This window comes from Bradyrhizobium sp. SZCCHNS3052, assembly GCF_032484495.1.
GTDB lineage: Bacteria > Pseudomonadota > Alphaproteobacteria > Rhizobiales > Xanthobacteraceae > Bradyrhizobium.
This window is the reverse complement of record NZ_JAUETB010000012.1, coordinates 155,369-178,739: the sequence shown is the minus strand read 5'-3', so window position 1 is coordinate 178,739 and position 23,371 is coordinate 155,369. Positions and strand designations below refer to the sequence as shown.

Annotated in this window: 23 protein-coding genes, 2 tRNA genes and 2 pseudogenes; 9 read left to right on the top strand and 18 right to left on the bottom strand. The window is 66.4% G+C overall.

Translation table 11 applies throughout. The features are described 5' to 3' along the window. Positions 1 to 6 precede the first annotated feature (6 nt). Entirely contained in the window at positions 7 to 225 is a 219-nt protein-coding gene (locus tag QX073_RS28550; RefSeq protein WP_316200615.1) for a hypothetical protein, read from the top strand. Here QX073_RS28550 and QX073_RS28545 read toward each other — a convergent pair. The 11 genes from QX073_RS28545 to QX073_RS28495 all read right to left on the bottom strand — a co-directional run bounded on the left by QX073_RS28545 (position 222) and on the right by QX073_RS28495 (position 9,283). Beyond that, a complete protein-coding gene (locus tag QX073_RS28545; RefSeq protein ID WP_316200614.1) occupies positions 222 to 1,511 on the bottom strand; it encodes a tyrosine-type recombinase/integrase in 1,290 nt (429 codons plus the stop codon). The genes QX073_RS28550 and QX073_RS28545 overlap by 4 nt on opposite strands. Positions 1,512 to 1,713: 202 nt before the next feature. Beyond that, positions 1,714 to 1,789: transfer RNA gene (locus QX073_RS28540), tRNA-Phe, on the bottom strand. Positions 1,790 to 1,963: 174 nt separating this feature from the next. Next, the gene (gene yacG / locus QX073_RS28535) at positions 1,964 to 2,170 is read right to left on the bottom strand and encodes a DNA gyrase inhibitor YacG (RefSeq protein WP_315717867.1); all 207 of its coding nucleotides are present in this window, start codon (positions 2,168 to 2,170) and stop codon (positions 1,964 to 1,966) included. A 51-nt stretch (positions 2,171 to 2,221) separates the two neighbouring features. Further along, positions 2,222 to 2,851, bottom strand: a complete 630-nt coding sequence (locus tag QX073_RS28530; RefSeq protein WP_006613056.1) for a Maf-like protein — start codon at positions 2,849 to 2,851, stop codon at positions 2,222 to 2,224. Between the two features lie 181 nt (positions 2,852 to 3,032). Continuing rightward, entirely contained in the window at positions 3,033 to 3,503 is a 471-nt protein-coding gene (locus tag QX073_RS28525) for an arsenate reductase ArsC (RefSeq protein ID WP_315717868.1), read from the bottom strand. 54 nt (positions 3,504 to 3,557) lie between these two features. Then, on the bottom strand, positions 3,558 to 4,064 hold the full coding sequence (locus QX073_RS28520) for a UPF0262 family protein (RefSeq protein WP_315717869.1): 507 nt from the start codon (positions 4,062 to 4,064) through the stop codon (positions 3,558 to 3,560). Further along, on the bottom strand, positions 4,061 to 5,356 hold the full coding sequence (gene hisD, locus QX073_RS28515; RefSeq protein ID WP_316226731.1) for a histidinol dehydrogenase: 1,296 nt from the start codon (positions 5,354 to 5,356) through the stop codon (positions 4,061 to 4,063). The genes QX073_RS28520 and hisD overlap by 4 nt, the downstream gene beginning before the upstream one ends. 87 nt (positions 5,357 to 5,443) lie before the next feature. Continuing rightward, positions 5,444 to 5,893, bottom strand: coding sequence for a DUF2948 family protein (locus QX073_RS28510; protein ID WP_316187846.1), 450 nt, complete (start codon positions 5,891 to 5,893; stop codon positions 5,444 to 5,446). Between the two features lie 24 nt (positions 5,894 to 5,917). Beyond that, positions 5,918 to 7,207, bottom strand: coding sequence for a UDP-N-acetylglucosamine 1-carboxyvinyltransferase (gene murA, locus QX073_RS28505; protein WP_316226730.1), 1,290 nt, complete (start codon positions 7,205 to 7,207; stop codon positions 5,918 to 5,920). A gap of 149 nt (positions 7,208 to 7,356) precedes the next feature. Continuing rightward, complete coding sequence (locus tag QX073_RS28500; protein WP_410052261.1) at positions 7,357 to 9,057, bottom strand: FAD-dependent oxidoreductase; 1,701 nt, start codon at positions 9,055 to 9,057, stop codon at positions 7,357 to 7,359. A gap of 43 nt (positions 9,058 to 9,100) precedes the next feature. Then, positions 9,101 to 9,283 carry a hypothetical protein gene (locus QX073_RS28495; protein WP_316165560.1) on the bottom strand — a complete coding sequence of 61 codons (183 nt, stop codon included), beginning with the start codon at positions 9,281 to 9,283 and terminating at the stop codon, positions 9,101 to 9,103. A 351-nt stretch (positions 9,284 to 9,634) separates the two neighbouring features. Here QX073_RS28495 and QX073_RS28490 point away from each other — a divergent pair. Then, a tRNA-Thr gene (locus QX073_RS28490) sits at positions 9,635 to 9,709 on the top strand. Between the two features lie 14 nt (positions 9,710 to 9,723). On the opposite strand, the gene QX073_RS28485 is transcribed toward QX073_RS28490, so the two are convergent. Further along, the gene (locus QX073_RS28485; protein WP_316165561.1) at positions 9,724 to 9,930 is read right to left on the bottom strand and encodes a hypothetical protein; all 207 of its coding nucleotides are present in this window, start codon (positions 9,928 to 9,930) and stop codon (positions 9,724 to 9,726) included. A gap of 432 nt (positions 9,931 to 10,362) precedes the next feature. Here QX073_RS28485 and QX073_RS34475 point away from each other — a divergent pair. From QX073_RS34475 to QX073_RS28470, 4 genes and pseudogenes are all read left to right on the top strand, one after another. Further along, positions 10,363 to 10,536, top strand: a pseudogene (locus QX073_RS34475) (nuclear transport factor 2 family protein); the annotation flags it as partial. A 489-nt stretch (positions 10,537 to 11,025) separates the two neighbouring features. Next, positions 11,026 to 11,760, top strand: a complete 735-nt coding sequence (locus QX073_RS28480) for a sensor histidine kinase (protein ID WP_315717875.1) — start codon at positions 11,026 to 11,028, stop codon at positions 11,758 to 11,760. Next, positions 11,741 to 12,427, top strand: coding sequence for a response regulator transcription factor (locus tag QX073_RS28475; RefSeq protein WP_315717876.1), 687 nt, complete (start codon positions 11,741 to 11,743; stop codon positions 12,425 to 12,427). The genes QX073_RS28480 and QX073_RS28475 overlap by 20 nt, the downstream gene beginning before the upstream one ends. A 196-nt stretch (positions 12,428 to 12,623) precedes the next feature. Continuing rightward, positions 12,624 to 12,977 (top strand): response regulator transcription factor, encoded by a 354-nt coding sequence (locus QX073_RS28470; RefSeq protein WP_315717877.1) that lies wholly within the window; start codon positions 12,624 to 12,626, stop codon positions 12,975 to 12,977. 113 nt (positions 12,978 to 13,090) lie between these two features. On the opposite strand, the gene QX073_RS28465 is transcribed toward QX073_RS28470, so the two are convergent. Further along, on the bottom strand, positions 13,091 to 13,264 hold the full coding sequence (locus QX073_RS28465; protein WP_315717878.1) for a hypothetical protein: 174 nt from the start codon (positions 13,262 to 13,264) through the stop codon (positions 13,091 to 13,093). Between the two features lie 164 nt (positions 13,265 to 13,428). On the opposite strand from QX073_RS28465, the pseudogene QX073_RS28460 reads away from it, so the two are divergent. Continuing rightward, positions 13,429 to 14,098, top strand: a pseudogene (locus tag QX073_RS28460) (IS3 family transposase); the annotation flags it as partial. Between the two features lie 342 nt (positions 14,099 to 14,440). On the opposite strand, the gene QX073_RS28455 reads toward QX073_RS28460, so the two are convergent. The 3 genes from QX073_RS28455 to QX073_RS28445 all read right to left on the bottom strand — a co-directional run bounded on the left by QX073_RS28455 (position 14,441) and on the right by QX073_RS28445 (position 17,737). Further along, complete coding sequence (locus tag QX073_RS28455) at positions 14,441 to 16,516, bottom strand: HAMP domain-containing methyl-accepting chemotaxis protein (RefSeq protein ID WP_315828007.1); 2,076 nt, start codon at positions 16,514 to 16,516, stop codon at positions 14,441 to 14,443. A gap of 129 nt (positions 16,517 to 16,645) precedes the next feature. Continuing rightward, complete coding sequence (locus tag QX073_RS28450) at positions 16,646 to 16,993, bottom strand: hypothetical protein (protein WP_316226729.1); 348 nt, start codon at positions 16,991 to 16,993, stop codon at positions 16,646 to 16,648. 15 nt (positions 16,994 to 17,008) lie between these two features. After that, positions 17,009 to 17,737 carry an SDR family oxidoreductase gene (locus QX073_RS28445; RefSeq protein WP_315751340.1) on the bottom strand — a complete coding sequence of 243 codons (729 nt, stop codon included), beginning with the start codon at positions 17,735 to 17,737 and terminating at the stop codon, positions 17,009 to 17,011. Between the two features lie 120 nt (positions 17,738 to 17,857). On the opposite strand from QX073_RS28445, the gene QX073_RS28440 reads away from it, so the two are divergent. Next, entirely contained in the window at positions 17,858 to 19,141 is a 1,284-nt protein-coding gene (locus QX073_RS28440) for a hypothetical protein (RefSeq protein ID WP_316226728.1), read from the top strand. A gap of 207 nt (positions 19,142 to 19,348) precedes the next feature. Here QX073_RS28440 and QX073_RS28435 read toward each other — a convergent pair whose 3' ends face one another. Beyond that, on the bottom strand, positions 19,349 to 20,386 hold the full coding sequence (locus tag QX073_RS28435; RefSeq protein ID WP_315828005.1) for a magnesium and cobalt transport protein CorA: 1,038 nt from the start codon (positions 20,384 to 20,386) through the stop codon (positions 19,349 to 19,351). Between the two features lie 257 nt (positions 20,387 to 20,643). On the opposite strand from QX073_RS28435, the gene QX073_RS28430 reads away from it, so the two are divergent. Further along, entirely contained in the window at positions 20,644 to 21,348 is a 705-nt protein-coding gene (locus tag QX073_RS28430) for an SDR family oxidoreductase (protein ID WP_315717883.1), read from the top strand. A gap of 414 nt (positions 21,349 to 21,762) precedes the next feature. Here QX073_RS28430 and QX073_RS28425 read toward each other — a convergent pair whose 3' ends face one another. Continuing rightward, positions 21,763 to 23,202 (bottom strand): glutamine synthetase family protein, encoded by a 1,440-nt coding sequence (locus QX073_RS28425; RefSeq protein WP_316226727.1) that lies wholly within the window; start codon positions 23,200 to 23,202, stop codon positions 21,763 to 21,765. Positions 23,203 to 23,371: the final 169 nt, after the last annotated feature.

Genomic DNA, 23,371 nt, shown 5'->3' with positions numbered 1-23,371 from the left:
ACCTCGATGAGCATGATTGAAAACGATGATATCAGGCAGCGCCGCCTCGTCCATTTCAAAGACGGGTGCCGCTACGGCAAATTTGGCAAGACAAAAGCCTATGAGCTGATCGCGAGGGAGCAGATCAGGGCCTACAAGATGGGAGGCAAGACACTCATCGATCTCGACAGCATCGATGAGTATCATGCCTCGCTGCCCCGCGTTGAATCGCGCGCGATGATCTAGGCTGACTTGCGCAGCGGCTGGGTAGCTCTCTTGCGCAAGTGGTCGAGGCGATCAGCCCAATGCTGCATCAATCGCACGCGCTCGCTCCAATAGGCTGCCCGGTTGTAGATTCCGCGGATTTTGTTCTTGTCGCCCTTTGCAAGCTGGCGCCGCACCACCTCGTCGCGGCGACGCCTCTTCTTCTCATCTGTTTCGTGGGCGAGTTGAGCTTCGACCACATCGCCGTCGAATGCGCCTTCTTCATTGAGCAAGGTTGAGGCGCTGGAGCGGAAGCCGTGCGCGCAATGGTCGCCACCGGGGCCGGTATCGTAGCCCATGATCCGCAATGCCTTGTTGATCGTGTTGTCAGACATCGGTACATCGTCGTCGTGCGAAAACAAGTAACGGCCGCGGCCGGTCAAAGGACGCAACTCGGCCAGAATGGCCAGTGCCTGGCGGGACAGCGGCACTTCGTGATCATCGCGCATCTTCATCTTTTCAGCGGGGATCACCCAGATGCAATTCTTCTCGTCGAACTCTGCCCACTCGGCCAGCCGCAGCTCGCCAGGGCGCACCATGGTCAAGGCAATCAGCTTGAGCGCGTAGCGGACCAGTCCGCCGCTCTTGGCGTCATAGACCTCGATCCGGCGCATCAGATCGCCGACGTCTTCGGGATCGGTCAGAGCGGGGCGCGGGTTGCCTTTGGGTGCCTTGGTCAGAGCGTGTTTCAAGTCGCGGGTTGGGTCGCTCTCACAATAGGCGGCGCCAACTCCAAACTGGAATACCCGCGAGGCCGTCGATCGTAGGCGCCCGACGGTGTAGAACCGGCCGCGAGCTTCGACGCGGCGCAAAGCGGTCAGCAGCTCGGGCGGGCCAATCTCACAGAGCGGCCGGTCGCCAATCTCGCGATTGAGCTGATCGAGATTCCATCGCTCGCGCTTGATCGTCGCCTTGGCCTTGTTCTCTTTCTCTAGCTTTGTGGTTGCCCATTCCTCGCCGACCGCCCGAAAGGTGTGCTTGAGCTTGTCGTCTTCGCGGCGCCTCGCCTCCCGCACAGCGACTGGGTCCTGCCCCTGGTCAAGCAGCTTTTCGGCTTCGTGGCGCTTGTCGCGCGCGGCCTTCAGCCCGACGCCGGGAAAGGTCCCAAACGACATGTTCTTGCGCCTACCGGCGTAGCGATAGCGGTAGAGCCAGAGCTTGGTCCCATTGGGCCGGACCACGAGGCTGAGGCCCTGGCCGTCGGCAAGCGCGTATTCCTTTTCCGCTGGGGAGGCATTGCGGAGTTTGGTGTCGCTAAGCTCATCCATGGGAAGGCCCCCCGCGATCGAGCGACGCTCCAGTGTACCCGGCCTTCCCAGTGTACCCACAGTGTACCCGAAAACGCCGGATGCTCCCGAACGGTCGCGAACCGTTTCGAGCACCATCCTAGCACGAAGAGCCTGATTTCAGGACGGTTTTCGCCAATCGGCGAACGATCGCGGACGAAAAAGAACGGGGCCGGAAGGGGGATGGTGCCCAGGGGCGGAATCGAACCACCGACACTGCGATTTTCAGTCGCATGCTCTACCAACTGAGCTACCTGGGCAGGTCTCGTGAAGGGCAAAAAAGCCCGGCGAGCCGGCGGGTTATAGTCAGAGCAGGCGGCGCTGTCTACCGCCCTGAGGCGAAGTTTTCACATTCCTTTCGCAGTTGCGCGGAAGGCCCCGGGGCCGCCGCCGGACGGCCAGCTCCGCCGGGGCAAAGCCATGAAAACACGGCCCTATTCGACGTCGTCCTCGTCGCCCTCGGTGGCCGGGATGACATAGGAGCCGCTGAGCCAGCGATGCAGGTCGACGTCGCGGCAGCGCGGCGAGCAGAATGGGCGGACGGCCTCGGCTGCGGGCCGGCGGCAGATCGGACAGCGGCCGGCGGGCTTGGCGGAGGCGGCGGATGGGGAGCTGGTCGAACGGGTCGATTCTTGGGACATGGCCGCTATCTAGGCGCCCGCGACGCGCGATGCACCTCCTCAAGGATGGCGTCAGACGCCGACGGTGTTGAGCCAGCCGAAGCGGATCGGAAACCCCTCGCCGGCGAGGAGCGTCGTGGTCTCGTAGAGCGGCAGGCCGACGACGTTGGTGTAGGAGCCGACCATCTTGACCACGAACGAGCCGGCGATGCCCTGCACGGCGTAGCCGCCGGCCTTCCCCCGCCATTCGCCGGAGCCGATATAGGCCTGGATGTCGTCCTCGCTGAGCCGCTTGAAGCGGACGCGGGTCTCGACCAGGCGCTGGCGGAACGCCTCCTTCGGCGTCACCAGGGTGATTGCGGTGTAGACGCGATGGTTGCGGCCGGACAGCAGCCGCAGGCACTGCGAGGCCTCGTCGACCAGATTGGCCTTCGGCAGGATGCGGCGGCCGACCGCGACCACCGTGTCGGCGGAGATGATGAAGGCGCCGCGCAGCTCGTCGTCGAGCTGGACGGATTTGAGCGCGGCATCGGCCTTGGCGCGGGCCAGCCGGTTGGCGCAGGCGCGCGGCAGCTCGCCACGCTTCGGCGTCTCGTCGACGTCGGCCGGGCGCAGCGCGTCGGGCTCGATGCCGGCCTGGTTGAGCAGCGCCAGACGCCGCGGCGAGCCGGATGCAAGAACGATTTTGGGACGGCCGAGCATGCTGATTTCGCTGGGGGATTCGGAAGCGGCGGGGCGTGCGCGCGGAACCTATCGGAAGGGCTGCCATTCCACAACCCGAAGGCTGCGACAAGGCTGCAACGAGCCTGCTCTACGGCGCGAATTTGAGCGGGGGACGACGTTGGTATTTCGGTTCGATGACACCTGCGGTGGAACCGGGAACCTACAAGCCCGCCGGACCGGGCTTGCCGAAACGCTTGCGGATCCGCGTGAACAGCCCGTCGCAGACCTCGCGATAGGCCGCGAGCTTCTGCTCGCGATTGCCGTCGGTGCCGGTCGGGTCGGGCGTCGGCCAGTATTCGACGTCGGCGGCGATGGTGCGGGTCAGCTCCAGGGCCTTGTGATGGGCCTCGGGCGAGAGGGTGATGATGAGGTCGAAATTCAGCCCCTCCCAATCCTCGAGCTCCTCGAAGGTGGTCGGCTTGTGCTGCGAGATGTCCTGGCCGAGCTCGGCCATCACCGACACCGCGAACGGGTCGAGCTCACCCTTCTTGACGCCGGCGGAGCGGACATAGAGCGCCTGCGGATACATCTGGCGCAGCAGGCTCTCGGCCATCGGCGAGCGCACGCTGTTCTGGCCGCAGGCGAACAGCACCGCCTGCGGCTGGCGCGCGCGCGGCGGCCCCTCGGCCATGCGCCTAGGCGCCCTTGGCCGAAAGCTGGGACGCGCGCGTGGCGGCCCGCGGCATCACTGGCCCTCGCCCTTCCAGTGCAGCACCGTGATCAAAGTGAACAGCCGGCGCGAGGTCTCGAAATCGACCCGCACCTTGCCCTTCAGCCGCTCCTGCAAGGTGCGCGAGCCCTCGTCGTGGATGCCGCGCCGGCCCATGTCGATGGCCTCGATCTTGTCGGGGGTCGCGGTGCGGATCGCCTGGTAGTAGCTGTCGCAGATCATGAAGTAGTCCTTCACGATCCGCCGGAACGGCGACAGCGACAACAGATGCGTCACCACCGGCGTGCCGTCCTCCTTGCGGATGTCGAACATCAGCCGGTTGGCGGTGATACCGAGATGCAGGGTGAAGGGACCGGCGCCGTCGGCGCCCTCGGGCGCGAACAGGTTCTCCTCGACGAGGTCGTAGATCGCGATCGCCCGCTCATGCTCGATGTCCGGACCGGAGCGGCCGATCGACTCCTCGTCGAGCGTCACCGCCACGATGCGATTGGTCCGGTCGTCGCCTGGCGGGTGCTGGGTCATGGCAGATTGAGGCGTATTCCCACGGAGCGTGAATGGGCGTCGAGACCCTCGGCCTTGCCCAGTGTCATCGCCGCTGGCCCCAGCGCGCGCAACTGCTCGGGGCCGCATTTCAACAGCGACGTGCGCTTCATGAAGTCGAGCACGCCGAGACCTGAGGAGAACCGCGCCGAGCGCGCGGTCGGCAGCACGTGATTGGAGCCGCCGACATAGTCGCCGATCGCTTCCGGCGTGTGCGCGCCCAGGAAGATGGCGCCGGCATTGCGGACACGGGCCGCGAACGCGTCTGGGTCGGCCGTCATGATCTCCAGATGCTCGGCGGCGATGGCGTCCGCCAGCGGCACGGCCTGGTCGAGATGCTCGACCTCGATGATCGCGCCGAAATCGGCCCACGACGCGCCGGCGATCGCGGTACGCGGCAGGGTCTTGAGCTGGCCCTCGACGGCGCGGGCGACATCATCGGCGAGGCGGCGGCTGTCGGTGATCAGGATCGATTGCGCGCTGGCGTCATGCTCGGCCTGGGCGAGCAGATCGGCGGCGATCCAGTCGGCATTGCCGCTGTTGTCGGCGATCACCAGCACCTCGGAGGGGCCGGCGATCATGTCGATGCCGACCTTGCCGAACACCAGCCGCTTGGCGGCCGCGACATAGGCATTGCCCGGGCCGACGATCTTGGCGACCGGGGCGATCGTCGCGGTGCCATGCGCCAGCGCGGCCACGGCCTGGGCGCCGCCGACGCGGTAGATCTCGGAGACGCCGCCGAGATGGGCGGCGGCCAGCACCAGCGGATTGAGCCTGCCGTCCGGCGCCGGCACCACCATCACGAGCCGGCCGACGCCGGCGACCTTGGCGGGAATGGCATTCATCAGCACCGAGGACGGATAGGCTGCGGTGCCGCCGGGCACATAAAGACCGGCGGATTCGATCGCGCTCCAGCGCCAGCCGAGCTCGACGCCGGCTTCGTCGGTGAAGCGCCGGTCCTGCGGCAGCTGCTTGAGATGAAAGGCCTCGATGCGGTCGCGGGCGAATTTCAGCGCATCCAAGGTCGCGGCGTCACAGGCCTTGAAGGCGGCCTCGATCTCGGCGGCCGTCACGCGCAGCGAGGAGGCATCGAGCTCCAGCCGGTCGAACTTGCGCGTCGCCTCGAGCAGCGCCGCATCGCCGCGCCGGGCGACGTCGTCGACGATGGCGCGGGCGGCGGCTTCGACGTCGGCGGAGGTCTCGCGCTTGGCGGCGAGAAACTGCCGAAACTGAGTGTCGAAATCGGTGCTGGCGCGGGACAGGCGAATGGGCATCTCTGGCACTTTCCGAAGGGGTGGCTGCCCCCGACCCCCTGCTCAATGGCGCGGCAGCGCGGGGCCGTCAACCCTTTGAACCGGCGCCTACCCGGTCAGCGGCGGACCGCCATCGATATCGCTGGTGCCGAGATCGTCCTCGCCAAGATCGGTCAGCTCGCATTCCAGACATTCGACATCGAGCCGTAATGCGCCGCCGTGGGAGAACAGCAGCAGCGCGCTGCCGGCGGGCGGCTCGGCGCCGGCATGGAATTCGATGCCGATCAGCTCCAGCACGGCCGCGGGCGCGGCGAGGTCGATGCGGCGCGACTTGCAGGCCAGCACCCGGTCGAACCGCAACGCCGCGAGCAGCCGGCGCGGCTCGCTCTCGCCATGCAGCGCCTGATCCCAGTCGAGCCGGTTCATGCCGATCACCAGCCGCTTCTCGGCCTGGCGCCAGATGATGTCGGCCGCCTGCACCCGCGCGTCCTGTACATGGGCGGAGATGACGGCGAGATCGTCGGCATCGAGCGCGATCAGTTTGAGCCGGTCGGTCACGGTCTCATCCTCTTGGCAGCGCCTTCACTCGCGGATGCGCTCGATCGTGGCGCCGCAGGCCTTCAGCTTGTCCTCCAGCCGCTCGAAGCCGCGATCGAGATGGTAGACGCGATTGATCATGGTTTCGCCTTCCGCAGCAAGCCCGGCAATGACCAGCGACACCGAGGCGCGCAGATCGGTCGCCATCACGGGCGCGCCGCGCAAATGAGAGGTGCCCTCGATCCGCGCGGTCTCGCCGTCGAGACTGATACGCGCGCCGAACCGTGCGAGTTCCTGCACATGCATGAATCGGTTCTCGAAGATGGTCTCGGTGATTGCCGAGGCGCCCTGCGCGCAGACCATCAGCGCCATCAGCTGGGCCTGCAGGTCGGTCGGAAAACCGGGGAACGGCGCGGTCGTCACCTGCACCGGGCGGATGCCGTGGCCGTTTCTGACGACACGGATGCCCTCGGCGTCGCTCGAGATCTCGGCGCCGGCCTCGGTCAGCACGTCGAGCGCGGACTGCAACAGCTCCGGCCGCGCGCCGGCGAGCCGGACATCGCCGCCGGTCATCGCCGCGGCGATCGCATAGGTGCCGGCCTCGATGCGGTCGGGCAGCACGGTGTGACGCGCGCCGTGCAGCGACGCCACGCCCTCGATCTCGATGCGTGGCGTGCCGGCGCCGGTGATGCGCGCGCCCATCTTGTTGAGGCAGTCGGCGAGATCGGTGATCTCCGGCTCGCAGGCGGCGTTGGTGATGACGGTCGCGCCCTTGGCGAGGCTCGCGGCCATGACCGCGACATGGGTGCCGCCGACGGTGACCTTGGGAAAATCGATCGTGCCGCCGCGCAGGCCGCCCGGCGCCTTGGCGACGACATAGCCGGCATCGATCTCGATGCTGGCGCCGAGCTTTTCCAGTGCCATGATCAGGAGGTCGACCGGCCGCGTGCCGATGGCGCAGCCGCCCGGCAACGACACCCGCGCCTCGTGCATGCGCGCGAGCAGCGGCGCGATCACCCAGAAGCTGGCGCGCATCCGCGACACCAGTTCATAGGGCGCCGTGGTGTCGATGATGTTGGCCGCCGAGATCTGCAGCGTCTGGCCCTGATACTGGCCGTCACCGGGACGCTTGCCGACGGCCATGATGTCCACGCCGTGATTGCCGAGGATGCGCTGCAGCTGCGCGACGTCGGCGAGGCGGGGGACGTTGTCCAGGATCAGCGTCTCCGGCGTCAAAAGACCCGCGATCATCAGCGGCAGCGCAGCGTTCTTCGCGCCCGAAATCGGGATGATGCCGTGAAGCGGGTTGCCGCCGACGATGCGAATGCGATCCATGCTGGTCCTGCTGGGCTGGCCGGGAAATTGGGCTAAGGTCGGCGCAACAGGACCGACATTACGGCGATTTGATGAGTTCGCAACGGCAGGTCGCAGCCGCCGGGAATTCATCCCCTGACGGTACGGCCCCCGCGGCGGAAAGGCGCGAATCAGACCGGCGGGACCAGCGCATCGGCCAGAAACCCGTGCAGCGCGGCGACGACCTGGGCCCCCTCGCCGATCGCACCGCCGACGCGCTTGACCGAGCCGGAGCGGACGTCGCCGACCGCATAGACGCCGGGCACCGAGGTCTCGAGCGGCGACACCATCCGCCCGGCATTCTGCTCCGACTGCGCGCCGGTGACGACGAAGCCGGCACGGTCGAGCGTGATGCCGCAGCCGTCGAGCCAGCCGGTGGCGGGATCGGCGCCGACGAACAGAAACAGATTGCTGATGTCGGCCGGCGTCTCTTCGCCGGACAGCCGGCTCTTCAAGGTGATGCGTTCGAGGCCGGTGTCGGCCCCGCCATCGAGCGCGACGACCTCGGTGTTGAACAACAGCTCGATGTTCGGCGTCGCCTCGATGCGCTCGATGAGATAGCGCGACATCGACGCGGCCAACCCGCCGCCACGGATGATCATCCGCACCTTCTTGACGTGCCCCGACAGAAACACCGCGGCCTGCCCCGCGGAATTGCCGCCGCCGACGAGGGCGACCTCCTGCCCCGCGCACAGCCGCGCCTCGATCGGCGAGGCCCAGTACCACACGCCGCGCCCCTCGAACTCCTTGAGCCGGGCAAGATCAGGCCGGCGATAGCGCGCGCCGCTGGCGACCACCACCGAGCGCGCCCGCACCTCGTCGCCGCCCTCGAGCGCCAGCACGAAGGCGCCGGCCTTGCGCTCGCAGTCGAGCGCATTGACCGACACCGGGATCATGATCTCGGCGCCGAACTTCTGCGCCTGGTTGAAGGCGCGCGCGGTCAGCGCGAGGCCGGTGATGCCGGTCGGGAAGCCGAAATAGTTCTCGATGCGCGCGCTGGCGCCGGCCTGGCCGCCGAACGCACGCGAGTCCAGCACCGCGACGGAAAGACCTTCGGAGGCGCCATACACCGCCGTGGCAAGGCCCGCCGGCCCGCAGCCGACGACCGCGACATCGTAGATCTTCTCGCCGCGCGGCCCGCCGATCATCCCGACGGCACGCGCCAGCTCGGTCTCGCTGGGATTGCGCAGCACGCTGCCGTCGGACACCACCACCAGCGGCAGCTCGGCCGGGGTCGGCGAATAGCGCGCGATCAGGTCGGCGGCGTCGTGATCGACGGCGGGATCGAGCAGATGGTGCGGAAAGCCGTTGCGGGTGAGGAAGCTCTGCAGCCGCGCGATCGCCGCCGATTGCGGCGGCCCGATCATGACCGGGCCGCCGGCGCCGCCCTGAATGAGATTCACACGGCGCAGGATCAGCGCCCGCATGATGCGCTCACCGAGCTCGGCCTCGGCGATCAACAGCGCGCGCAACCGTTCGGGGCGAATCAGGATGACCTCGACGTCGCCCTCGGCATGGCCATCGACCAGCGCGACGCGGCCGGAGAGCTGGGCGATCTCGGCCAGAAACTGCCCTGGCCCCTGGTCGATCACCGGGGTGACGTGACCGAGGCCGTCACGCTGGGTGATCGCGACATGGCCTTTGAGGATGACGAACATGCCGGGGCCGGGCTTGCCGGTCTCGAACAGCAGCTCGCCGTCACGATAGGTCTGGATCTCGCCGAAGCCGCGCAGGCGCGCGATCTCCTGGGGCGTCAGCTCCGGAAAAGTCTGGTCGAAGCGCGGCAGCGTCTTCGCGAGCTCCGCCCGTTGTGCCGCCGCATCCGCCGTCATCCCTTCATCCGCTGCCATCACGCCCACCCCGCCTGCCATCTGCTCAATGCTTCGAATCGTCCCGGCCGTCGGCAGCGGCCTCGTCCAAGCCGTCCTTCTCGACCGTCACCGCCTGGCTGCGCTCGCGGCTCTGCGCCTTGCGCCGCTTCAGGTTCTCGCGCAGCGCCTGCTTCAGCCGCTCCTCGCGCGCACCCTTCGGCGCCGCCTTCCCGGTCTTATCCGTCATCCCTTCCCCCGGTCACCCCATACCAGAGGCACAATTGGGGCCGCAGGTGCGAAAGCCAAGAGGCGTTGGCGACGCAGACGCTAGGTTCCGCCCGGCCGGCCGTCGCCTGCCCGGATGGGGAGTTGCCGCCGCGGCTGCGGCCAGTTGGGCACCTCGAGCGGCAAACCGCGAGAATCCGCCGCGAACGGGCGATTTCACTCCGATTCGAAGGTCTTTCGCTCCCTTTCGATGCATCACGCGGACGTCTTTCCCGGAAAACCAGGCGAGCCGCGCTTGCGCAGGCGGGGACCTTGTGGCAAGAACCGCCCGCGTTCGGTCGCGGCTTTCGGGCCGGTCCCCGCCAGTCCCTTTGCTGCCGTAGCTCAGTGGTAGAGCACTCCCTTGGTAAGGGAGAGGTCGACAGTTCAATCCTGTCCGGCAGCACCAGGGCATTCTTCCCCCTACATGATCTTCGGCGACGCCTCGGGACCACTTGCCACGCGCAGATGCGCGTCATCGGCCTCGCGGCGCAATTTGCGTCCGAGCTCTGCTGCAGCACCGCCCTCTCCGGAAATCGAGGGCGCAGGGAAGGCCGGGCGCTGGCCGCGCCCGTGGCCCGCCTGCGGAAAAAAATGCAGGCGGCAGGTACCACAGGTCTGGCCGAACACACCCGGCCCTCCCTGCGCAATGGGCTTACGATTTATACGCGCTCTCCCTGGGGACCGGGCTTTGTTGCCCCCATCACCCGCGATGCACTGACGCACATCAGCGAGCTTGACCTCAGCATCGGGAGGCCAGGACCACGCGACTTCACCGTCCGTATCGAAGTTGTTCGTCCGCTCGCGAATGCGCGCTGCAACTCCGACCCGGCCATCGCATCCCACACCCAACGCTCGTGACGACTCGCGAACGCCCCTCTTCGATGAGCACGGGACGGCCGGAAATGTGCAGGTGATTTGCCCGACGGCACAAGGGGAATGGGTGCGGCAGAGTGGCACGACGGGCAGTTTCAGCAGAGCTGGGATACGGGCGGCGGAGGGGGCTTTGTTTGGTGCAGCGTCACCGTAATCCCAGCGTCACCGTAATCCCCGGACGGGACCGTCCTCGACCGCGCCGGCTTCCTGCGGCAAGTCGCCCGGAAGTCGCCGGTCACCGAGATTTCCGGCAGCGACATCCAGATCAGGGTCCTTGGAGACATCGGTGTCGTGAATGCACGCACGCACTTCACCAAACCCGACGGAAGCCGGGGGACTGGCTGCTACACGGACGTCTAATGGAGGCGTGGCGACCGCTGGCGTTGCATTTCCGTTTCGCGCAACTGACGTGGAAGCACGGCGGTCGTACCTTGCGGTCGGGCGCCCGCGAGACAGATCGAGATTGGTTTGATCTTGCCTGTCATGAGATTGCCTCAACAGAGTTGCCGAGGCGATCAATCATGAATGAGGATAAACCCGCTGCCCGCTATTCAACGCCTGTGAGACCTTCACCTCACGTCCACATTTCATGCGTATGGAAGCTGCAAGGCTCAGCGTCCACTGACTCATGCTAGCGTCGGGAAAGACGGCGAATGGCGGCGCGGTGTTCTCCGTCGACGCGATGAGCTTCATCGACGCCCTGCCGATCGACAATTACAACGGTGCGGCGCGTAGCTTTAATGTACATAAAGTTATGCGGTTTAAATCGATCTTTGAAGTTGACTCGATCATACTACTGATACATCCTAAGGGTGTATCTTAGTCACGAGAAAACCTGGCTGGTCTTCGATGCAACGGGAGCAGATCGAAGCCATAACTCGCGATATTGGGCAACAAGAAATTCTTGAACGTGAAATTCTTGCGATTGCCTCTCGCGAGAGACAGCGCATTGGGCGTGAACTCCACGACGGGCTCTGCCAATCGCTCGCCGGCTTAGCGGCGCTAGCTGCGGCGCTGTGGCGAAGTTTGGCGGCGAGCGGCCAACCGGGTCCCGCCGCGGCCGCGGCCGAACTCGTACGATTGCTGAACGAGACCATCGGCGAGGCGCGTGACCTCGCTCGTGGGCTCAGCTCGATCGGTCTGAATAGCGCGGATCTTGTCGGCTCCCTTGAGAGCCTCGCCCGCAACGTCAGCGCCGCTCATGGCGCCTTTTGTGCGTTTGTGGAAGATAACCCTTGTCCCGATCTTGGCCGCGAAACCACGAGCCACCTCGTGCGTATCGCCCAAGAAGCCGTCCGCAATGCGGTCAGCCACGGCCGAGCCGACGAAATCGAGATCCGTCTGGCGTGCACTGCAGGCTCGGGACTATTGAGCATCCGGGACAACGGTGTCGGGCTTCCCGAAAAATGGCGCGATCATGACGGCATCGGGCTTTATACCATGGACTACCGCGCGCGGGCGATCGGCGGTTCTCTTACTGTGGAGCCGCAGGCCCGTCGCGGCGTCATGGTTGCGTGCGCGTTTCCGCTGTTATCGAATTACGAACGGCAGGAAAGTATCGGCGATGCCCACTTGCCTGGCTGAAGCCGCGGACGCGGTGCGGAAGAGGCTGCTTGTCGTCGACGATCATCCCGTGCTGTGCCGCGGGTTGATCGCCCTCATCGAGGCGGAAAACGGCCTCGCCGTTCACGGCGCGGTCGGTACGCGCGTGGCCGCGCTCAAGACCATCGCGATCAGTCGCCCTGATCTGGTGATCGTAGACCTTGCTCTCGGCGACGAGGACGGCCTAGATCTCGTCAAGGAAATCAAAGCGCGTCATCCCGGCGTTCGCTCGCTGGTGCTTTCGATGTACGACGAAGAGGTGTTCGCCGAGCGCGCGCTTTGCGCCGGCGCCCTCGGCTATGTCACCAAACAACAGCTCGAATCGACCGTGATCGCTGCCATTCGTCGGGTGCTTGCAGGCGAGACCTACATGAGCGAGGCTCTGCAGCGGCGGCTGGCTGAACGATGCGTCGGCGCGCGACCGCTCGAGACCGCCTCGCCGGTGCGCACGCTGAGCGATCGGGAATTGCAGGTATTTCGGCTCGTTGGTCAGGGCCGAACCACGCGGCAGATCGCTGGTCTACTGAACCGCAGCGTCAAAACGGTAGAATCCCATCTTGAGCACATCAAGAATAAGCTGGCGATCGAATCGGCTGCTGAACTCGCCCAACGCGCGGCTCAATGGGTTACAATCGGCCGATTGGGTTGAGTCATAAAGTTCGCCCAAGTGCGCGGCTAGTGTCATACACGTCTGCCATGCCGCCGATGACTTCTCGACCAAGCAGGCACAGCCCCTCTCCGGCAAGCGCGACGGCCGAACACGCGGTCTGGGCCATGGTGCTAAAGCGGACTGCGCAATCAGCACGGCGCACGCGGCGTCTGCTCATTGTGGACAGTCACCCCTGATGCGGCGCAGGCTGACCGCGCTGATCAATGCTGAGCCCGGTCTTGTCGTATGTGCCTTGGCGGCCACCCAACGGGATGCGCTCGTGGCCATCGCGGCCACGAAACCCGATCTAGGGATCGTCGATCTGTTCCTTGGCGATAGCAATGGTTTGGATCTGGTGAGAGACGTTCGCGCGCGCTTTGTTCGTCTGCCGCTACCTGGATTGAGCAGGCATGATTCGCCGCAATACGTCCGCCGCGCTTTCGAATCCGGCACCGACGACTACGTCGCCAAGCAGGAGATGACAGAAGACCTTCTGGTGGCGATCCGCAGCGTGCTGCTCGGCGACCCTTACGGCGCACCGGCGCCTTGATCCATGCCCGTCTGCGTCCGGCAAGTTGACGCGTGCGAAGCTGGGCGGCCCATGGGGGATTCTCCCAATGCGAAAACGGGGTGCGACCCCGATGTCAGTTTAAGTCTCCAGCGTTAGCATTGGTAGCTACCAATGCCGTGCCCGCTTTGACGACTGAAATGCTGGTCGAGCCCTTCGCTTATCGGCTCGATCGAGACCATCACCGCTTCAAATGGGAAAAAACGATGAGAAATATCTGCACCGCCGCCGCAATAGTCGCGATTGTTTTCATTCCTTGGACCGTCCATGCGGGCACCTGCTACAAAAACTTAGGTTGCAAGGGCGCTACGTCGACCACTTCTTGCAAGACATGTCTTGGAAACCCCTCAAAGGGAGAGGGTTGGAAGCAAAACTCAAAGAGCACCTGTATCGGAAACTTCAACCATTGTCCGGCGGTCCGTTAACGGTACTGGCGCTGGTCCCGCGCCCCGGCACCAGCAAGGCCGCCTCCGGCCACAAGATCCATCCCTATCTGCTGCGCGGCGTCAGCATCACCGATGCCCAATCACGTCTGGGCGGCCGACATCACCTACATTCCGATGGCGCAGGGGTTCCTGTATCTGGTGGCGATCATCGACTGGGCCACCCGGGCGGTGCTGGCGTGGCGCTTGTCGAACACGATGAATACGGGCTTTTGCATCGCTGCGCTCGACGAGGCGATGGCGCGTCACGGCCGGCCTAAGATCTTCAACACCGATCAGGGCGCGCAGTTCACCAGCTCAGCCTTCACCGGCAGGCTGGAGGCTGCAGGCATTGCGATTTCGATGGACGGACGCGGCCGTTTCATGGACAACATCTTCATCGAACGATTGTGGCGCTCGATCAAGTATGAGGAAGTGCATCTGAAAGCCTATGCTGACGGGCGCGAAGCGCGAGACGGCATCGGCTCATGGATGACCTTTTATAATCATCGCCGCCCGCACCAGGCGATGAACAATCAGTTTCCCATGGCGGCATGGCGCGCCGGCATGGATGTGATCGAGGCGGCCCAGACTGTGGATATGCCGCTTCGCTTGGACAACGCAAACGCGTTGCCCACATACCCACAGCAGGCCCAGACGCAGCAGCAGGAAGCTGCTTGATTTGAACGACAGGGCAGGCGCGATCACACCTTAATTTTCGGCGATCCATGGTCCCGTGCGTGGGGTCCACTTCAGTTGAACGTGTCTCGCAAGCTAACATCCGCCTGGGGTTATGGATTCCCGCGTTCGCGGGAGAGCGGGGCAGCCGAGAAGAACAAAGGGCGCGATCGGTCCGATCGCGGAGCATCGGCAGCAGCGCAGATCTGAGTAGCTGTAGCCCGGATGAGCGGCACCGATATCTGAGGGGGCTGGCCCCGCATGTCGCTTGCGCTCATGCGGGCTATAGCTGCTGCGATCGGGTGGCGATGCGCGGCCCTCGTCGAGGCCACGCATAATGCACCCTCACGCCGCGCGCACCGAGTCGAGGAAGCGGCTGACCTCGTCGCGGAGGCGGCTGCTCTGGCCGGACAGCGACTTCGCGGCGGACAGCACCTGCGAGGAGGCCGAGCCGGTCTCGTCGGCGCCATGCCGGACGCTGGCGATGTTCGCCGACACCTGCTGCGTGCCGTGCGCCGCCTGCTGGACGTTGCGCGAGATCTCGCGCGTCGCCGAGCTCTGCTCCTCGACGGCCGAGGCGATGGCGGACGCGATCTCCGACATCCGGGCGATGGTCTCGCCGATCTCCTTGATCGAGCCGACCGACTCCTGGGTCGCCGCCTGGATGCCGCCGATCTGCTGGCCGATCTCGCCGGTGGCCTTGGCGGTCTGCTCGGCCAGCGCCTTGACCTCGGAGGCGACCACCGCGAAGCCGCGGCCGGCCTCGCCGGCGCGGGCGGCCTCGATGGTGGCGTTGAGCGCGAGCAGATTGGTCTGGCCGGCGATCGCGTTGATCAGCTCGACGACGTCGCCGATCCGCGCCGCCGCCTTGGCAAGCTCCGCGACGTTGTCGTTGGTCTTGCGCGCCTGCGCCAGCGCCTCGTTGGCGATGCGCGCGGAGTCCTGCACCTGGCGGCTGATCTCGTTGACCGACGAGCTCATCTCCTCGGCGGCCGCGGCGACCGAATGCACGTTGGTCGAGGCCTCCTCGGAGGCCGAGGTCACTACGGTGGCGAGCTCCAGCGAGCGGCCGGCGGTCGTCGTCAGCGTGGCGGCGGAGCGCTCCAGATCGGCCGACGCTGATGACACGACGCCGACGACCTCGCCGATCGCCATCTCGAACTCGCGGGTGAAGCGCTCGACACGCTGGCCGCGCTCGATCTTGGCCTGCGCGTCGGCCGCGGCCGCCTGCTCGGCGCGCTTCTTCTCCAGCAGCGCCTCCTTGAAGGTCTGCAGCGAGCCGGTCATCGCGGCGATCTCGTCGTCGCGATTGATCGTCGGGATCGCCACGTCGTCGTGGCCGGCCGCCATCTCGCCGATCAGGCCGGTCAGGTTCACGATCGGGTTGATCACGCGGCGGCGCAGCAGCATGGTGACGAACACGAGAATGCCGGCGAGGGCCGCGACCACCGCCGTCGCCAGCGCGAGCATCAGATAGGCTGCATCGCGCGCCGCGACGGCGCGTTCGCGGGCCTCGGCGATCGCGGCGTCGCGCACGACGAAGAACTTCTGCACGGCCGGGACGACCGCCTCGGCCAGGCTGTCGGCGGTGAGTGTGTAGTTGAGATCGCCGAGCCCGGCTGCGATGTCCTTGTCGACGATCGGAACGGCGCGCCCGAAATAGGCGTCACGGGCCTCCTTGAACGCCGTGAGCAGCCGCTCCGGATTGCCGAGCTGGTCGATGCCGGCGTCCAGGCGCTCGCGGTCGGCCTCGGTGCGGCCCTGGGCGCGGTCCATCGCCGCCTTCTCGGCCGGTGCCACGGCGCGGCGGGCGCTGAGCGCCGGCGACAGCGCGGCGGCACGACCACCGGCGGTCACGCGCAGGTCCTGCGCGGTGCGGGCGACGTCGAGCAGCGTCGTCAGCGACGCGTCGGCATTGGCGATGCGGTTCTGCAGCTGGTTCAGGATCGGCTCGATTGCCAGGGCGACCTGGGTGACCCCGGGGAGAAAGCTCTTGATGACGGCCGGATCGCGCGCGGTCAGCGGCGCGGTCAGCGCGGGGTCCACCTTGGCGAGGATCTCGTTCAGCTTGGAAGAGGCCTGGTCCAGGCTGCGCGTGATCGCCTCGCCGTTGGAGACGTTCGCCAGCTGCGCGCGCGCCCTGGCGAAGGATGCGTCGGCGGACTGCCTGATCTTGCGCACGCCTTCGAGCTGCGCGGGCGTGGCGGGAGTATCCTGGAAGATCGGCGTGATGTAGGGGGCGCGATGGCCGACCACGTCCTGCGCGTAGAGCAGCACGGCGCCGAACGCCTCGACCGTCTTGATCGCCTCGGCCTTGTGGCTGACAGCCCTGACCTGCTCGATCACGACTTGAGCAGCAGGCAGGACGGCCAAAGCCGTCACCGACAGCATGGAAATTGCGAAAAGTCGGCCGATCTTCATTATTGCCCCCGGATTGCGCGGGCTCACGCTAGGTTCCTTATGATTAAGGTTGCGCTTAATTCGACCCCCGTAGTTTCCCGGACTCATCGTCATACGCGGACGCTGTGAAGGCGGCAGCCTGGAACGCCGTCAACCCGGCCAGCGCAACAGACTGTCCGAGCGCGCCAGAAGGCTTCGGCAACGGCCGTCTGCCACGTCGCGCGCCCAGCGCTGCGCGTTATCGATCGCCCCCTGCAGGTCGATCAGCGCTTGCGCCTGCCAGTGCTCGCGATCGCGGCCAAGCGGGAGCGCGTCCGTTTCGGAGTCGATTCCAACCAGGGGAAGAATGTCGACATCGGTCTCGAGCCGCGCGGTGAAGCGAAGCCTTGCGATGGCTCGCGCACCCTCGATCGGAGACACGGCGCCGGACAGGACATCCCGCGCCACTCGAAGGATATCCTGGCGCGCGGCGATGACTTGGGGCCGATTCCAGCTCATGAAATTTGGATGCCCCTACAGATCAAAATTCGTCGGCAGCATCACGACGTCGCGGATGGTCATGCCGCGCGGACGGGTCAGCATGAACATGATCACCTCGGCGACCTCTGAGGGCTCCAGCAGGCTGCCGGACTCGCGCGCCTCCTTCAGCTTCTCGGCCGGCCAGTCGGCGATCAGCGCGGTGATCACCGGGCCTGGCGAGATCGCGCCGACGCGGATGCCGTGCTTGAACACCTGGCGGCGCACCGTCTGCACGAAGCAGTCGATCGCCCATTTCGACGACGCATAGACCGGCTCCCACGGCGTCGGGTAATGGGCGGCGAGCGAGCTGGTGACGATGATGTCGCCCGAGCCGCGCGCGATCATGTGCGGGAGCACGTCGCGCACGTTCTTCATGACGACGTTGACGTTGAGGTTCAGCATGCGGTCGATCGCGTCGGTCCTGGCGTCGACGAGATCGCCGCCGAGATAGCTGCCGGCATTGGCGTGAAGGATGTCGAGCCGGCCGGCCGCATCGAGGACGCGCGGCAGCAGGGTGGCGCAATCCGTGGGATCGAGCAGGTCGATCACCACGGGGATCACGGCCTCGCCGTGCCGCTCGCGCAGGCTCGCCAGCGCCGCGGCATCTCGGTCGATCATGACGACGCGCGCGCCGGCGGCCAGCATCGCCGCGCTGCTGGCGAGGCCGATACCCGACGCCGCCCCGGTGACCGCCGCCACCTTGCCTTCGAGTTCCCTGCCCATTCATCTCCTCCTTGTCCGGCCAGACTACAGCAAACCGCGCGGCATTGCCGCACTCCGTTGGACCCATCGCAATCCCTGCGCGTTGCATCCCGGCCGCCAGCATCACCCATGAAGAGCCCGATGGAGACGATCGAAGCCTATCTCGCCCGCAAGCATCAGGAGCTGCAGCTCCTGAATTGCTGCCTGCGGAGACCGCATGCGCTGCCGGCGCCGCGCTCCGTGATGGAGGTCGTCCGGCGCAAGTTTCAGCTCACGGCCGCGCTGAAGGCCGAGCACGCACTCAGCGACTGGACCGCGACCGAGACGGCCTGGGCGGATGCGGACGATCATCGCGCCGGACCGTTCGCCTTCAGCTACGACTATCAGCGCGCCGATCTCGACGTGCGCGGGCCGTCGTTCTATGCAGCGGGCGAAAGCCGTCATGACACCATCTACACCATCTCCGGCATGGCGGCGATCGCGGCACTGCTGCTGGCGACGCGGCCCGTTCTCGGTACGGCGGACCTGCTGATGCTGCCGGGCTCCTATGGCGAGACGCAGGAGCTGGTCGCGGCGCATGCGCGGCATCTGCGCCCGGTGACGCTGACCCGTGACCTTGCCGCCGCGCTGGCGCAGCCCTCGCCCGCGCCGCGGCTGCTGCTGATCGATTCCAGCGCGACCGCGCCGCGCTTCGAAGCCGTACTGAATTGCGACCGCCCAGTGATCGATCTCCTGATCTTCGACACCACCTGCTTTGCCAACGGCTCCGGCCGCGTTCGCCGCGTGCTGGCCTGGGCGCGACGCTGGGACGTGCCGGTCGTGATGGTGCGCAGCCACACCAAGCTCGACTCGCTCGGCGCCGAATACGGCCGGCTCGGCTCGGTCGCCTTCATCGATTGGAGCAAGGCCGCCGCCGCGGGCCGCGTTGTGCTTCAGACGCTGCCGGACGAGACCCGCAACGCCGTCAGGCTGCTCGGCGGCGCGGCGCTGCCGGCGCATTTCCCGCCTTATGTCGGCCTGCCCGCCTATCGCGAACTGACCGCGCGGCGCGTCGCCGCCATCCTGCGCAACAGCCGGCGCGCGCGGCGTCAATTCGCGACCGCGCTGCACGGCCTGACCGCGGAGCTCGACTTCGCGCACGGGCTCTACGTCACGCTCGCCGGGCGCGCGCCGCTCGACGAGGCCACCGCGCGGCAAGCCGCAACCGCCATGAGCGACGATCTCCGGCGCGCCGGGCTGCCGATCCGCCACGCCGGCAGCTTCGGCTTCGATTTCGCTGCGACGGAATGGTTTCACGACGCCACCACGGATCGCTACAGCGTGCGCGTCGCCGTGCCCGACCTGCCGACCGCGATCTGGGACGAACTGACGGACGCGATCGCCGCGTGGTGGTCCGCGCACCAGGGGCGATCCGCCGCGGCGTGACCGCTGCGCCATGGCACCCCTTGCCTCCTCAACGGCAACCGATCTCGATGCCACACGCGCCACGTCGTGCCCGGCGGTCGCGGCGCCACCGCACTCAGCGCCCTGGCACCGCGCCTCGCTTGGGCGCAGGGGATTTGGAGCAACGCCTTCGCGCCGCTCGCAAGTGGCTGAACCCGCTTCGCGAGCAGGGACCGACGGCCCCTCCCCTCACAGCCATCCGCGCCGGTGGAACTGCCAGTACAGCACGCTGCACACGGTGGCGATGAAGCCCAGCACGGCGTAGTAGCCGTATTGCCATTTCAGCTCCGGCATGTGCTCGAAGTTCATGCCGTAGATGCCGGCGACGGCCGTCGGCACCGCGAGGATCGCGGCCCAGGCCGTGAGCCGACGGGCGATGTCGGTCTGCTGCGCCTGGCCGGCCATCATGCTGGCCTCGAACACGAAGGCGAGGATCTCGCGCAAGGAATCCGCATCCTCCTCGGCGCGCTTGGCGTGGTCGAGGACGTCGCGAAACAACGGCGCCATCTCGGCGTCGATCGCGACGTTGTCGACATGCTCGAGCCGCTTGCAGACGTCGACCACGGGGCCGACGGCGCGGCGCAGCCGCAGCAGGTCGCGCCGCAGGCGATACAGAAGGTCGACCTCGTGGCGCGCGAGCGGCCGCTGCAGCACGACCTCCTCCAGGGTCTCGACCTCGGCCATGATGCTCTCGGTCACCGGCCGGTAATTGTCGACGATGAAATCGAGGATCGCATAGAGGATGTAGTCCTCGCCCTTGGCGAGCGAGCCCGGACAGCTCTCGCAGCGCTCGCGCACCGCGCCATAGGAGGTCGAGGCGCCGTGGCGCACCGAGACCACGAAGCCGGGGCCGACAAAGATGTGGGTCTCGCCGAACACGATGTGCTCCTTGACGAGCTGCGCGGTGCGGGCGACGACGAACAGCGCGTCGCCGTAGCGCTCGACCTTGGGCTGCTGATGTGCCTTCGACGCATCCTCAATCGCGAGCTCGTGCAGCCCGAACTGATCCGCGACGCGCTGCAGCAGCGCAGCATCAGGCTCATGCAGCCCGATCCACACCACATGGCCCGGCCGCCTGCTCCAGGCGCCGGCCTCTTCGATGGCGATGTCTGCGACGCGGCGGCCATCGGCATAGACGCTCGCCGCGACCACGCCGGGCTCGCGCGACGCGCCGCGAACCTGAACGGCCGGCGTATCGGCCGGTGTCTGCGTCGTCACGTGGCGCATCGTGCCTCCCTGCTGTCCGGTCTCAACGGATCCACGCGGTGGCGCGTTCCCGTTGCACCGGCCTGTTTCCGATTTTCGGCGCGTTGCAGCCGCCGGTCAAGCAACGCGCCGGATCAGATCGGTGCCGATACGGCTTGTTGATGATCTGTCGCTCGCCGTCATGGCGACCGGCGCGTTCCTGTGTTTTGCTCGACGCCACCGGGAGAACGGCGCTACATGATCGCCGTCGTCATCCGTGAAAGGCAGGAGTCATCGTCATGGCCACACAACGTGTCGCACTGGTCACCGCGGGCGGCAGCGGCATGGGCGCAGCGGCCGCGCGCCGGCTTGCCGCTGATGGATTCCACGTCGCGATCCTGTCGTCGTCGGGCAAGGGCGAGGCGCTGGCGGCCGAGCTCGGCGGCCTCGGCATCACCGGCTCCAACACGTCCAGCGACGATCTGAAACGCCTCGTCGACGGCGCGATGGACCGCTGGGGCCGCATCGATGTGCTCGTCAACAGCGCCGGCCACGGCCCGCGAGCGCCGATCCTGGAGCTGACCGACGAGCAGTGGCACACGGGCCTCGATACCTATCTGCTGAACGTCATCCGCCCGACACGCCTGGTGACGCCGATCATGCAGGCGCATAAGGGCGGCGCGATCATCAACATCTCGACCGCCTGGACCTTCGAACCGTCTTCGATGTTCCCGACCTCGGCGGTGTTCCGCGCCGGGCTCGCATCCTTCACCAAGATCTTCACCGACACCTACGCGGCCGACAACATCCGCATGAACAACGTGCTGCCGGGCTGGATCGACAGCCTGCCGGCGACGGAGGAGCGCCGCAAGACGGTGCCGATGGGCCGCTACGGCAAGTCCGAGGAGATCGCCGCGACCATCGCCTTCCTGGCCTCCGAGGGTGCCGCCTACATCACCGGCCAGAACATCCGCGTCGACGGCGGGCTGACGCGCAGCGTGTGAGGGGCTGCGCCATTTTCGCGCCGAGACACACATCTCGGCTGCACGACCTATCCGTCTAGCTCCTTCTCGCAAGACGAATGAGATGTCTCATTTGCGCGGCAAGAAGCCCGCCAACGATAATCGCGATCTCACTTCCAGTCACTCGAAATAGCACAGGATCGCGGAGTGCCCACCAGACCCACCAGTTAATGGCGAGCGGCACTACAATGCACGCGCCAACACGGGCGATGCTGCGCCGAATTCCGATGAACGGCAGAGCGCAGACGAAGCCAAAAATGAATCCGTGCAACAAACTCTTGATAATCTGGATAGTTGGCCAATCCATGCGGAGTTCTCATTGCTGCAAACCGCAGCGGCCGGCAGCGGTTGCGATAGCTGGTCCTGCCGCCGCCCCCTTGGTCTGAACCAAATTTCTCAGAACAGCTCGAAATATTCGCGCTGCTCCCAGTCGGAGACTTCCGCCTGGAAGCGCTCGATCTCGGCGGTCTTGAGGAAGGTGTAGTAGTCGATGAAGGTGGCGCCGAAGGCTTGCCGGAAGAACGCGTCCTGCTTCAACACGTCGACCGCCTCGCCCAGCGACTTCGGCAGCAGGCTCGCCTTGGTCTCATAGGGCACATCCGCCGACGGTCCCGGATCGAGCTTGCGGTCGATGCCGTCGAGGCCGGCTGATATCTGCGAGGCCATGTAGAGATAGGGATTGGCGGCCGGCTCGCCGATGCGGTTCTCCAGCCGGGTGGCGCGATCGCCGGGGCCGCCGAGCACGCGGATCATGACGCCTCTGTTGTCGCGGCCCCAGATCGCGCGGTCCGGCGCCAGCGAATAGGCGCGGTAGCGCCGGTAGCCGTTGATCGTCGGCGTCGAAAACAGCGCGGAGGCGCGCGCATGCGCGAGCAGACCCGCCATGTAGTGGCGGCCGAGCGCGGACAGACCTTCGGCATCCTCCGTCATGAAGGCGTTGCTGCCGTCGCGCGCCACCAGCGACTGGTGCAGATGCCAGCCCGACGACATCACGTTGGGGATGCGCGGCCGGCACATGAAGGTGGCGTGATAGCCGTGGCGCTGGCAAATCTGCTTCACGGCGCTGCGGAACAGCACCATCGTATCTGCAGGCGCCAGGCCGATCCCGGGCTGCAGCACGAATTCGCACTGGCTCGGCCCGTATTCGAGCTCGATCGAGCGCAACGGCAGGCCCAGCGCGACGAGGTTCGCACGGATGATCTCGAGCGCCGGCTCCATCTGATCGAAGCGCTGCTCGGTGAGATATTGATAGCCCTGGGTCAGCAGGCTGACCGTCGGCGGCACGCCGGGCTGACCGGGCGAGCCGGCATCACCGGGCGCGAGCCTGGGATCCTCGACCTTGAAGATGTGGCACTCGACCTCGAGGCCGGCCATGAACTGATAGCCACGCTGCTCGAGCGTCGCCAATACCGATCGATAGAGATTGCGCGTGGCGAACGGGACCGGCGCACCGTTGGCGAAGTACAGATCACACAGCACCCAGCCGGTGCCGGACGCCCAGGGCAGGACGCGGAACGTGGTCGGATCGGCGACCATCAGTGCATCGCTACCGCCCTGCATCTCGGCCATGCCGAAGCCGCCGCCGGCGGTGAACACCGGAAACACGGTGCGATGCGAGGTGTCCTTGGCGAGCAGGGTCGTCGTGATCGAGCAGCCATCCTCGAGCGAGGACAAAGCAGCATCGACAGTGAGTGTCTTGCCGCGCAGGATGCCATGCTGGTCCGGGAACGAGAAGCGGATGGTGGTGAGGCCGTGCTCCTCGGCGAGGCGGCGCATGCGCATTGCGGCCTCGGCCTGCTCGACGCTCCACAACTGATGCTTGTCGACGAAACTCAACGATGGCTCCTCGAATCGTAGGACGGGCAAAGGCGCGTTCGCGGCGCTGCCTCCGCTGTTGCGCCAGTGGACACTGCGAACGCGACGCGCCCACCGCCGCGACGGTGCGCGTGAATGGTGGGCGGGCCGTCGGACGGCACGCTGCGCCGTTCCGCCGGCCTTGCCCACC